The following is an 11,001-nucleotide window of genomic DNA, read 5'->3' on the forward strand; positions in this document are numbered from 1 at the left end:
CACATCCATCAACTTAAGAAAATAGACTATTCTTAAACTTAAAAGCACGTTACTATTCTCTTATGTTAATGAGAAAGGGTGACGTGCTTTTTATGAATATGCATCAAAAACAAGAGCTGTCTTTATTTGCCGAAGAGTTATATCGATATATGTCTCCCGCTACACTTAATCAATTAGCTATAGAAGCAGGTGGAATGAAACGAAAACGTAAGTGCCATGGGCACCATTTTTTATCTTTGTGTGTATGGTTAAATCAACAAATCGCTACAACCTCTCTTACTCAACTTTGTAGTCAATTAGAAACTTCAACAGGAATTTTATTAAGTCCTGAGGGACTGAATCGACGATTTAACTCGGCTTCTGTAGCCTTCTTTCGAACTGTATTTACTACACTTCTACAAGCTAAAATTGGAGGATCATCTACAATTTCTCATTCTCTTTCTGCTTACTTTGAGCGGATTCGCATCCTTGATTCTACAACCTTTCAAGTTCCAGATCGATTCGCAGCTACTTATCCTGGTGCCGGAGGCTGTAGTCATACAGCTGGTGTAAAAATTCAATTAGAGTATGACTTGTTGAGTGGAGAGTTTTCTGATGTGAAAATTGAACCAGGAAAACGAAGTGATCAGGCATATGGGGCGACTCGAATGGACATGACACAAAAGAATGAACTATATATTCGTGACTTAGGGTATTTTCGTTTACAAGACTTTAAATCAATCCAAGATAAGGAAGGGTATTATTTATCGCGTCTTAAATTACCAACTAAAATATATAGAAAAGAATTCGAAACAGTGGTATTTAAAACAAAACCTGCTCAATTGAGACCGGTATATATACAAATTCATTTGGAAGACATCATGAACCAATTACAACCTGGCCAAGTTTATGAATTACAAGATGTATATGTAGGGAGCAAAGACAAACTACCCACTCGCATTGTGGTTTATAGATGTACAGAGGCGCAAAAACAGAAACGTCTACATGATCGAGCTATTCGTGAAAAGAAAAAAGGGATTACATATACAGATCGTACGAAACTTTTACAAGGAATTACGGTATATATGACAAACATTCCTACGGAATGGGTACCGAAAGAGAAAATCTATGATTTATATTCACTGCGTTGGCAAATTGAGCTGTTATTTAAAATATGGAAATCTTGGTTTCGAATTCATCGTTGTAAATCTATTAAACAAGAGCGATTAGAATGCCACCTTTATGGACAACTCATTAGTATTCTATTATGTTCTTCTACTATGTTTAAAATGAGAGAACTCCTATTACGTAAGAAACAGAAAGAACTAAGTGAATATAAAGCGATGTACATAATTAAAGATTATTTCTTACTTTTTCATCAAGCACTACATAAAAACACCCAAGAATTATCAAAGATTCTCCTTCGTCTGTTTAACCTCCTACAGCGAAACGGACGAAAATCTCACAGATATGAGAAAAAAACAGTCTTTGATATTTTAGGTGTTGTGTATGAGTATACCACTTCTGCCCATCAGGTAGCATAGCGAAAAATTTGAAACCCGTCAGGGTTTATTTGACGTGCCTACTTTTATAACATCTATAAAAGATAATAAAAAACTACGTGGAAAGACCGCATTTTGTATAAAAATATACGTTAAGTTGATGGATGTGTGGTGGGACCCCTATAAGCTTGCCATTTCGGCAAATTTATAGTTCAAATTACATATGGAGCTATGTATATACATAGCTTTTTTAATTTGTCGAAAAAATGCGAAATAAAAAAACAAAAAGTAGTTGATTATAGGACTTGTAAGTCCTATAATCAAGGTGTAGAAAAATTTAAAGAAGGAGGATACAAAATAAAATAAGCCATTATCAATGTGATAAATGGCTTCGGAATGATATTAGGATTTATCATGGGGAACCTAGGAATTCCCTTCAATCCTTCTACAAATATTATAGCAAAAGTATTGTGGAGGGAAAATATTTATGAAAGCAATTGATAACTACATGACACCTAGTGAAGCCGCATTCTATTGGAAGATACCAGATTCAACTTTAAGGAACAAGTTACAAGAGGGAATTTCTAAAAAAGCGGATCAAGAAAGAGAAGTTATGATTCAACAGGGATTAATCAAATGCTTTATTAAGCCGAATGGAAAGAGAAAAGAATGGATTATTACTTCTGAAGCAATGATAAAGTGGTTTGGAGAACGAAAAAACTAATAGTTTAAAAGAAAGATGTTCCCTAGCCTGCCAGCTCAAAAACATCTTTCTCTAATACAGAATCATAATTTAGGAAAGGAAGAATGGCTATGAAACAAATCCTTATTAAAATTACGTCTGGTGAGCCTATTTTAACACAACCTCACCTTAAATTTAAATTCCTCAAAAAATTTTACTCATCTATTTCAGAAAATTACAAAAAAACAAACCGTTATTTTGGTATTGAAGAAAATGTTTCCGATCAAATTTGGTTTTATGGTTTCTTTGCAACCTCCATTTTTATGATGCTTTTCACTTACGTATTTTCGGGTATCTTATATGGCTTTTAGAGGGAAGCCATATGGAAAAATGCCTATTTTCAAAACAATCCTTCTAGAAAGGAGATAACACATTGATTCAATCATTAAAGAGTACCATGCAATTTATTGGTTTGATCTTAATTAGTGCGTCGATTGCTGTCAGCTTAGTGAATTAGGCCTTTAAGAAAGAAAGGAGCAATCACATGGAAGATTACAAGTGTAGAGCGTGCGGAGAGATTGCCGCGGAAGGATTTGCGTTAGGAAGACTATGTTATTACTGCATTGAAGAAGTTGTAATTCACATGAAAAAACAGATAGAAGACAAAGAGATTTCTTGTACGCATGGAGATAATCAAACAATCGAAATCAAGGGAACAGATGAATCTATAACGGTTTGTCATGAGTGTGGAGAAGAAGTATAAAAGGGAGGCAAAAAAATGAAAATCGGTGTATCTGTATGGAGAGTTCTTTGCAAAGAAACAAAGTTGAAATTGCTTCAAAATGCTATGCAGGAGAGTAAAAGCCGCTTTACAAAACAATCCCTTTCCATTGCTATAAAGCAACAGAAAGGGGAAGTGTGATGAGTGATCGTATTGGTGAAGAGCACAAGAAATAAGATGCCTTCAAAAATATTTTAGCATGTTCATGTAAGAAATAAAGGGGGAATTTAATGTGATGAAAACAGTCCAATTGTTGAAAAGTGAAGAATTTGAAATCGGTACAACAGATAAAAACGGGAACAAATTAAGACAGTCTGATTTTGTTGTCACACAAGATGATTTTGAGGGTATTAGTATCTGTCAAATCTTATACAACAGTATTGCAAAAGAATTTGTGGCCATGAGTGATTCTAACTGGTGGATACCATATCATGATTTATCTGTTGCAACAGAAAGGCTAGATTATGTCATTGCAAAAGAGTTTTTGGGGCTTGAAACATGCGGTACATATTGGGGTAAGAATCGTACGCCATTTATCAGAATGCCGATTGAATATTTCAATCCTGTTGAGGAATCCACTTTTATTCTAGAAAAATTAGGGAGGCAATATGACGATCTATTGAGCATAAAAGAAAATGGGTGCTGGTACCTAACAGTGAACAAGAAAATATATAGTGAAAAGCGTCTTGGGATAGCCGCCTGTTTAGCCGCTGTTGATATTGTAAGAAACAAGAAATAGGTCTTTGATTTTAAGGGTGAAATACAAATTCAAATTATAAATAGGGGGAATTAAAATGTTACATGCAGTTATGCAAGAGCAACAGTATTGGAAAGGTCAAAAGCAGAAGTTTCGAAAAGAAAATAAAAAATTATTGATTTCTTTAGAACCACATTTATATGAAAGGTTGGAAGAATTAGCACTTTATAATGAAAGCTTAGATCAAATCGCATTAGAGTTAGTAACAGAAGGGTTAGACTATATTTATATGGAGGATGTGCCTGTTCAGCAGTCTCATGCTTTCCAGCATTTTATCGAATTTGAATTAACACCATTTCAACATAAGCTCTTACAACAATTAGCGATCAAACGAGGATGTTCAGCAAGAAAAATGGCATATACAATATTACGTTTTATGCTCAAAACAAAGTAAAAGAATCCAATCATAAAAGAAGGATTCTTTCACCAGGTATTCGTTGGCAAATGACTTCACCGAAGGAATTGAGTCTGGTACACTCAATTCCTTTTTTATGTTATAAAAAAGAATGTAATTTGTCAAAAAGCATTTGCTATAGAATAACAAATGCTTTTTGTTGAACTTGAATTGAACACTTTCAGAAAGTATTTATATTGTTTGCCTTTTTCTCTTGAAAAATTGTACCCTCAATCACTAATTTTAACATAGAATATAGAAAATGTAGCGTTTTAATATCAAAAAACCCATTGGTTTTATATGGATTATTTCTTTATAATAATGAAAGACAGTTCCCGAATGTAAATAGGCTCTCATGCAAAAAGCAAGAGAGCCTATTTACATAAAAAAAGATTGGATATTTGCCAACCTTTTTCGTGTAAGGGGTTTAATGACAGCTTGTTACTACAACTCGTTTTTATTTTAAAACAATTAATCAGAAAATTCAATCTAGGTTGTTTTTGCCCAAATCCCCGAAAGGGGGCATTAGCTAAATTTATTTCAAAAATACAACTTATATTTATTTGAAACATGTCAATTAAAATGTATATGTTTTGACATATTCATTTTTAAAAGAAGTAAAAACCTTTATTTTAAAGTATTTTTTGATACTTTTTTTGCTATTCCCCCTTTTCGGGGGGATGGGCAAAGAAACCCATATAGGGGAAAAACGAAAAAGGACGCTTAACCCCATAGAGTTAAACGCCAAAAGTGAATAGATAAATTAAAATAAGTACATAGAAGGGGAGTGATTCCCTTACTTATTATGAGTATATCACAGAATCAGGTTATAAAGAAAAACGAATGATAGTTAAGGTGGTTAAGTGATGAGGGGAAAGGTAGAGTAAGAGAATAAAGATCAGGAATCAAAATAAGATTCTAGAAAAAAATTACATGGAAACACTTGTTTGATTAGGCGAAATTTGAGATAATATAGGTACGTGAGTAATTACTATCTAGGGTAGATATCGTTTGATAACGTGGTCGACAGCACTTTCTAATAAGTGTACAAAGAAATATTGTCGAATTATAAAGGAATTTTTTAATTTATATCGAATACAAAATACGACACGGAGTTTTGTAGATGATAAAGTTTTCGTATAAGAAGGACTCAGAGAAAACAGAAATTTCTTTTCATGCTAATTTTGAGGTTTTTATTTCTGCTGTATTTGGGTCTACTGGATTGTTTGAAGTTATCAAACAATTATTGAACATATAGCAATTTGAAAAGGGAATGTGGAGATAATCCATGTTCCTTTTTGTATGTAATGCTATCATTATAGAAGGGGAAATTTATTAAAACTAAGGGGGATGAAATAAATGACTATTGATATAAGAAGGGTATTTCCTAAGTTTTATCGTGTTATTCCAGTAGAAGTACAAGAAGATAATGGGGAATCTAGAGAATATTCTTGTTTAGCTGATGAAAGAGGCACTGTTTATTCAAAAGAAGATGTAAAAGCATTGTTTGAGGAAATTAAAGAGTTTTATATGCGTGAAGATATGCCTAATATAGATGACTACAATAAACATATGCAGTTATTAGATTATATGAGGTGTGTATCTATTTCATTAAAAGAAGATGAAACGGGTAAATATTTAATTCCTAAGGCTAGGTAGGGGTTCCACCAACATAACGCGAATTTCGTACGCTAAGGAATGATTTATTTGAAAAACTTGGTTTTTCCATACGTTAAGAAGGTTCCATAAATGGTATTTGATGTTTGTTACGGTACTTTGTTTTTGGCATTGAGTTTTAGAACTAGTTTTTGACCGTATCTCTTTGAGTTTTGTTAGAACTAAATAGAGTTCCATAAACGGTCGTTTTTGGCCTATACGCATAAAATCTTTGTTCAAGTCAAAAAGTCTGAGTTTAAAATCAGACTTTAGCCCCATTATTCATACAGCATGTATATATTAATATAACTTTTAGTTCAAATATTTATGGAGGATTATTTACATGTTGAAGCGTATAGTTTTTATGAGTATGACTGGAATTATATTTATGAGTTTGTTAACAGGTTGTAGTTATGTTGGAAAGTTCTTCACAGAAACTTATTATGTGAAAATCGAAGGCCAGGGAACAAAAGAAAGAAATGCATTCCAATACACTTTAAAAGGATTTAAAGAAAATGGGGACGAGAAAACAATCCAATTTGTTACAAATGATGATAAGCCAATTAAAGAAGGAACTTATTTGAAAATTACCGCAGATGAAGATAAAGGTGCTAATAAAAGAACACCTGATAAAATTTCATTAATTAATGGTTATGAAGAAGTTAAAAGTGAAGATGTACCAGAAAAAATAAAAGAGAAATTAAAATAAAGTGTGTATAGGGCCATAAAATTAATTTCAGAATGGTATTTTATCATTTTGAATGCCCATTAGTGCCAATTTAATTTCAAAAAACCCATAGTCAAGTAAGAGCCGATTCTTCTTATCGTATAGGAAATCGGCTCTTACTCTATCCAATTTTACTTAGCGTACGAAATTCGCGTTATGTTGGTGGGACCCCATGCCCATCAAGCTAAGCTTATATAAGTTTAATTTCACGTGAGATTTTTTCTTTTTTCTAAAGATCCAGTGTAAGTTCTTTAAAGATTTGCATACCAAATAAACCCTATCGGGTTTCAATTTTTTGAATTACGCTACATGATTGTGAGACATAGAAAAGTTGTATACGACGCCTAAGATATCAAAGACTGTTTTCTTCTCATACCTATGGGATTTTCGTCCGTTTTTCTGTAAGAGATTAAACAGACGTAACAATATCTTTGTTAATTCTTGGGTGTTTTTTTGTAAAGATTGATAAATAAGTGGAAAATAATCTTTTATGATATAAACCGCTTTATATTCGCTTAGTTCCCGTTTCTTCTTGATGAGGAGTAATTGGCGCATTTGAAACATGGTGGAGGAACAAAGAAGGATGCTAATTAGTTGTCCATATAAATGATACTCTAGCCGTTCTAATTTCACAGAATTACAGTGATGAATACGAAAAAATGATTTCCACGTTTTAAAAATAAGTTCAATTTGCCATCGTAAAGAGTAGAAATTGTATACTTGTTCCTTTGGTAGGTATTCCAAAGGAATATTTGTAATGTAAAAGTTAATTGCACTAAGCCGTTTACTGCGTTCTTTATAGGTAATTTGCTTCTTATGTTCTTTAGATGCTAAATCCTTTTGTCTACGTTTCATTTGCGTTTCAGTTAATTTATACAGAATTAGTCTTGCAGGAAGCTTTTGATACATTCCAATATAAATCTCAGGAATTTCATATGTTTCCCCTGACTGTAATTGGTCAATGAATTGCTCCATATCTAATTGGATGTACTCAGATTGCTTTTTTATTGTTCCATTTTGAAAGTATTCAGGTTCTTTATTCTTCTGATATATACGTGTATTGAGCTTTAATCTTGAAATAAAATAAGCATTACACTCTTCTATAGTATGTAAGTCTTTTAAATCAAAGTATCCTAAATCACGTATACATACATCGTTTGGTTGAAGCGACGCTAAACAAGTAGAACCATACGTTTTATCATTGTGCTTTCCTGATCCTACATGAACATGTAGAAATTGACCACTTAATAAATCATATTCTAGTTGGATTTTCACGCCAGCATTTTGACCACTACCACCTGAACCTTGATATGTAGAAGTGAATTTATCCGGAATCTGAAAATGTGTAGAATCCAACACACGAATACGCCGAAAATAATTTGTATACAAAGTTGGAATCTTGTTAGAAGAACAAAATTGTTGGTGAAGTAAATGTGCTAAGAGTTGTTGCAAAAACTGAACAGCTTGAGAATTAAAACGGTGATTGAGTCCTTCTGGACTCATAGAAATGCCTGTGTTAGCTTCTAATCGACTACATAATTGTGCCAATGAAGTATGAGCTATATTTTGGCTTAACCAAACACAAAGGGCTACTAAATCTTGTGCACGATATTTACTTTTTCGTCGAACAAATCCTATCTCTCTAGCTATCTGCTCTAGGGTATTTGGTGACATATGCCGTTGTAATTCTTCGGAAAATAATTGTAGTTTATCAGAAACCGAAACGTTCATATAACAACTCCATCCTTTCTGTATATTTCTACAAAAATGATATTACACTACTACTAAAGATGTATGGAATTTTAATACTTTTATTGGATTCAATATTATTTTTTAATTGATATATTAATATTCAAGAACAGAAAGTAAGGGAGAAAATCAAATGATTAAAGGGCTGTATGAAGCACATTTACCAGTTAGTAATTTAAAATCGTCAATAAAATTTTACGAAAATCTTGGTTTGGAGTTCAACCATAGTGTAGAGGATAAAATAGCTTTTCTATGGATTGAAAAAGACAAGAGTTGGTTAGGATTATGGGAAACCGATAAAGTAGAACTTGAATATCATCCATCTATAAGACATATAGCATTTCAAGTCACTTTGGATGATTTGAAGAATTCGGTGAAATGGCTTAAAGACAAAGGGTATGAACCGAGGGAAGCGTTTGGATATGAGCCACATGAACCCTTTGTAATGGCTCATAACGATTATGCCCATGCTAAAATTCATTTTAATGACCCAGATGGAAATAGTTTAGAACTTATTTGTAAGCTAGAAAATCCACATAAGATTACAAAAAGAATGTATTTGAGTGAATGGGAAAGGTATTTGGAGAATAAAGAATTATCATCATAAGTGAGAAGGAGAATGAGTATGCACTTTCGTTTGGAATTATTTGTTGAAGATTTGCAAAAATCTATTAGGTTTTATGAGGAAATCCTTGGTCTGGCATTCTCAAAAAAGAATGGGACTGGTGCAATGGTTAAACTAGAGGATTTTGCCTTATTACTAACTCCTGATTATATTCTTAATGAAAATCATTATTTAAAAAAGGGAGGTCTTAATCCAAAAGGTAAGGGTGTTGAGGTTATCATAGTTTTTGATAATATCGAACAATTATACCAACATGTATTAGAAAAAAATTATCCAGTAGAATCTAACCTTAAAACTCAATCTTGGGGAATGAAGGATTTCCGTATTGTAGACCCTGATGGTTATTATTTAAGGTTAACTTCTTATTGAATTTTGAATTTTTTCCTATTCGAAGTGATTACAAACCAACATTTAGATTTAAACAACTGTATTGTCACTTTACATTTCTCGTTTTGGGGACACTTCAAAATACTAGCTTGATGGGCATGTGGTGGGACCCCACATCCATCAACTTAACGTATATTTTTATACAAAATGCGGTCTTTCCACGTAGTTTTTTATTATCTTTTATAGATGTTATAAAAGTAGGCACGTCAAATAAACCCTGACGGGTTTCAAATTTTTCGCTATGCTACCTGATGGGCAGAAGTGGTATACTCATACACAACACCTAAAATATCAAAGACTGTTTTTTTCTCATATCTGTGAGATTTTCGTCCGTTTCGCTGTAGGAGGTTAAACAGACGAAGGAGAATCTTTGATAATTCTTGGGTGTTTTTATGTAGTGCTTGATGAAAAAGTAAGAAATAATCTTTAATTATGTACATCGCTTTATATTCACTTAGTTCTTTCTGTTTCTTACGTAATAGGAGTTCTCTCATTTTAAACATAGTAGAAGAACATAATAGAATACTAATGAGTTGTCCATAAAGGTGGCATTCTAATCGCTCTTGTTTAATAGATTTACAACGATGAATTCGAAACCAAGATTTCCATATTTTAAATAACAGCTCAATTTGCCAACGCAGTGAATATAAATCATAGATTTTCTCTTTCGGTACCCATTCCGTAGGAATGTTTGTCATATATACCGTAATTCCTTGTAAAAGTTTCGTACGATCTGTATATGTAATCCCTTTTTTCTTTTCACGAATAGCTCGATCATGTAGACGTTTCTGTTTTTGCGCCTCTGTACATCTATAAACCACAATGCGAGTGGGTAGTTTGTCTTTGCTCCCTACATATACATCTTGTAATTCATAAACTTGGCCAGGTTGTAATTGGTTCATGATGTCTTCCAAATGAATTTGTATATATACCGGTCTCAATTGAGCAGGTTTTGTTTTAAATACCACTGTTTCGAATTCTTTTCTATATATTTTAGTTGGTAATTTAAGACGCGATAAATAATACCCTTCCTTATCTTGGATTGATTTAAAGTCTTGTAAACGAAAATACCCTAAGTCACGAATATATAGTTCATTCTTTTGTGTCATGTCCATTCGAGTCGCCCCATATGCCTGATCACTTCGTTTTCCTGGTTCAATTTTCACATCAGAAAACTCTCCACTCAACAAGTCATACTCTAATTGAATTTTTACACCAGCTGTATGACTACAGCCTCCGGCACCAGGATAAGTAGCTGCGAATCGATCTGGAACTTGAAAGGTTGTAGAATCAAGGATGCGAATCCGCTCAAAGTAAGCAGAAAGAGAATGAGAAATTGTAGATGATCCTCCAATTTTAGCTTGTAGAAGTGTAGTAAATACAGTTCGAAAGAAGGCTACAGAAGCCGAGTTAAATCGTCGATTCAGTCCCTCAGGACTTAATAAAATTCCTGTTGAAGTTTCTAATTGACTACAAAGTTGAGTAAGAGAGGTTGTAGCGATTTGTTGATTTAACCATACACACAAAGATAAAAAATGGTGCCCATGGCACTTACGTTTTCGTTTCATTCCACCTGCTTCTATAGCTAATTGATTAAGTGTAGCGGGAGACATATATCGATATAACTCTTCGGCAAATAAAGACAGCTCTTGTTTTTGATGCATATTCATAAAAAGCACGTCACCCTTTCTCATTAACATAAGAGAATAGTAACGTGCTTTTAAGTTTAAGAATAGTCTATTTTCTTAAGTTGATGGATGTG

The 11,001-nt window shown here is 33.0% G+C and carries 13 protein-coding genes; 11 read left to right on the plus strand and 2 right to left on the minus strand.

All coding sequences use genetic code 11. The features are described 5' to 3' along the window. The first annotated feature begins 92 nt into the window (after positions 1 to 92). The 9 genes from ACO6VI_RS31940 to ACO6VI_RS31980 all read left to right on the plus strand — a co-directional run bounded on the left by ACO6VI_RS31940 (position 93) and on the right by ACO6VI_RS31980 (position 6,460). Positions 93 to 1,523, plus strand: a complete 1,431-nt coding sequence (locus ACO6VI_RS31940) for an IS4-like element ISBce2 family transposase (protein ID WP_422424664.1) — start codon at positions 93 to 95, stop codon at positions 1,521 to 1,523. Positions 1,524 to 1,968: 445 nt separating this feature from the next. Beyond that, the gene (locus ACO6VI_RS31945) at positions 1,969 to 2,205 is read left to right on the plus strand and encodes a hypothetical protein (RefSeq protein ID WP_016127997.1); all 237 of its coding nucleotides are present in this window, start codon (positions 1,969 to 1,971) and stop codon (positions 2,203 to 2,205) included. Positions 2,206 to 2,294: 89 nt separating this feature from the next. Further along, a complete protein-coding gene (locus ACO6VI_RS31950; RefSeq protein WP_422425109.1) occupies positions 2,295 to 2,534 on the plus strand; it encodes a DUF3961 domain-containing protein in 240 nt (79 codons plus the stop codon). 173 nt (positions 2,535 to 2,707) lie between these two features. Next, a complete protein-coding gene (locus ACO6VI_RS31955; protein WP_328057624.1) occupies positions 2,708 to 2,926 on the plus strand; it encodes a hypothetical protein in 219 nt (72 codons plus the stop codon). 15 nt (positions 2,927 to 2,941) lie between these two features. After that, positions 2,942 to 3,085, plus strand: coding sequence for a hypothetical protein (locus ACO6VI_RS31960; protein ID WP_000690451.1), 144 nt, complete (start codon positions 2,942 to 2,944; stop codon positions 3,083 to 3,085). A 94-nt stretch (positions 3,086 to 3,179) separates the two neighbouring features. Continuing rightward, positions 3,180 to 3,683, plus strand: coding sequence for a hypothetical protein (locus ACO6VI_RS31965; protein ID WP_422425111.1), 504 nt, complete (start codon positions 3,180 to 3,182; stop codon positions 3,681 to 3,683). Positions 3,684 to 3,738: 55 nt separating this feature from the next. Further along, complete coding sequence (locus ACO6VI_RS31970; RefSeq protein WP_000902064.1) at positions 3,739 to 4,095, plus strand: hypothetical protein; 357 nt, start codon at positions 3,739 to 3,741, stop codon at positions 4,093 to 4,095. A gap of 1,359 nt (positions 4,096 to 5,454) precedes the next feature. Next, positions 5,455 to 5,754 (plus strand): hypothetical protein, encoded by a 300-nt coding sequence (locus ACO6VI_RS31975; RefSeq protein ID WP_422425104.1) that lies wholly within the window; start codon positions 5,455 to 5,457, stop codon positions 5,752 to 5,754. Between the two features lie 340 nt (positions 5,755 to 6,094). After that, the gene (locus tag ACO6VI_RS31980) at positions 6,095 to 6,460 is read left to right on the plus strand and encodes a YxeA family protein (protein ID WP_422425105.1); all 366 of its coding nucleotides are present in this window, start codon (positions 6,095 to 6,097) and stop codon (positions 6,458 to 6,460) included. A 318-nt stretch (positions 6,461 to 6,778) separates the two neighbouring features. On the opposite strand, the gene ACO6VI_RS31985 is transcribed toward ACO6VI_RS31980, so the two are convergent. Next, a complete protein-coding gene (locus ACO6VI_RS31985; RefSeq protein WP_422425107.1) occupies positions 6,779 to 8,209 on the minus strand; it encodes an IS4 family transposase in 1,431 nt (476 codons plus the stop codon). A gap of 151 nt (positions 8,210 to 8,360) precedes the next feature. Here ACO6VI_RS31985 and ACO6VI_RS31990 point away from each other — a divergent pair, with 151 nt between their 5' ends. Together ACO6VI_RS31990 and ACO6VI_RS31995 are read left to right on the plus strand one after the other, a co-directional pair. Next, a complete protein-coding gene (locus tag ACO6VI_RS31990) occupies positions 8,361 to 8,834 on the plus strand; it encodes a VOC family protein (RefSeq protein WP_150190692.1) in 474 nt (157 codons plus the stop codon). Between the two features lie 18 nt (positions 8,835 to 8,852). Then, positions 8,853 to 9,221, plus strand: coding sequence for a VOC family protein (locus ACO6VI_RS31995; RefSeq protein ID WP_150190690.1), 369 nt, complete (start codon positions 8,853 to 8,855; stop codon positions 9,219 to 9,221). Between the two features lie 257 nt (positions 9,222 to 9,478). On the opposite strand, the gene ACO6VI_RS32000 is transcribed toward ACO6VI_RS31995, so the two are convergent. Next, positions 9,479 to 10,909: an IS4-like element ISBce2 family transposase gene (locus ACO6VI_RS32000; protein WP_422424664.1), complete on the minus strand. Its 1,431-nt coding sequence runs from the start codon at positions 10,907 to 10,909 to the stop codon at positions 9,479 to 9,481. Between the last annotated feature and the right edge of the window lie 92 nt (positions 10,910 to 11,001).

Source organism: Bacillus sp. PSXD-155, from assembly GCF_049310765.1.
GTDB classification, from domain to species: domain Bacteria; phylum Bacillota; class Bacilli; order Bacillales; family Bacillaceae_G; genus Bacillus_A; species Bacillus_A cereus.

Excerpts from the sequence above, each read along its gene's own strand:
- ACO6VI_RS31995 (WP_150190690.1), top strand. The coding sequence starts at position 8,853 with ATGCACTTTCGTTTGGAATTATTTGTTGAAGATTTGCAAAAATCTATT.
- ACO6VI_RS32000 (WP_422424664.1), bottom strand. The coding sequence starts at position 10,909 with ATGAATATGCATCAAAAACAAGAGCTGTCTTTATTTGCCGAAGAGTTA.
- ACO6VI_RS31975 (WP_422425104.1), top strand. The coding sequence starts at position 5,455 with ATGACTATTGATATAAGAAGGGTATTTCCTAAGTTTTATCGTGTTATT.
- ACO6VI_RS31985 (WP_422425107.1), bottom strand. The coding sequence starts at position 8,209 with ATGAACGTTTCGGTTTCTGATAAACTACAATTATTTTCCGAAGAATTA.
- ACO6VI_RS31980 (WP_422425105.1), top strand. The coding sequence starts at position 6,095 with ATGTTGAAGCGTATAGTTTTTATGAGTATGACTGGAATTATATTTATG.
- ACO6VI_RS31965 (WP_422425111.1), top strand. The coding sequence starts at position 3,180 with ATGAAAACAGTCCAATTGTTGAAAAGTGAAGAATTTGAAATCGGTACA.
- ACO6VI_RS31970 (WP_000902064.1), top strand. The coding sequence starts at position 3,739 with ATGTTACATGCAGTTATGCAAGAGCAACAGTATTGGAAAGGTCAAAAG.
- ACO6VI_RS31960 (WP_000690451.1), top strand. The coding sequence starts at position 2,942 with ATGAAAATCGGTGTATCTGTATGGAGAGTTCTTTGCAAAGAAACAAAG.
- ACO6VI_RS31950 (WP_422425109.1), top strand. The coding sequence starts at position 2,295 with ATGAAACAAATCCTTATTAAAATTACGTCTGGTGAGCCTATTTTAACA.
- ACO6VI_RS31940 (WP_422424664.1), top strand. The coding sequence starts at position 93 with ATGAATATGCATCAAAAACAAGAGCTGTCTTTATTTGCCGAAGAGTTA.
- ACO6VI_RS31945 (WP_016127997.1), top strand. The coding sequence starts at position 1,969 with ATGAAAGCAATTGATAACTACATGACACCTAGTGAAGCCGCATTCTAT.
- ACO6VI_RS31990 (WP_150190692.1), top strand. The coding sequence starts at position 8,361 with ATGATTAAAGGGCTGTATGAAGCACATTTACCAGTTAGTAATTTAAAA.
- ACO6VI_RS31955 (WP_328057624.1), top strand. The coding sequence starts at position 2,708 with ATGGAAGATTACAAGTGTAGAGCGTGCGGAGAGATTGCCGCGGAAGGA.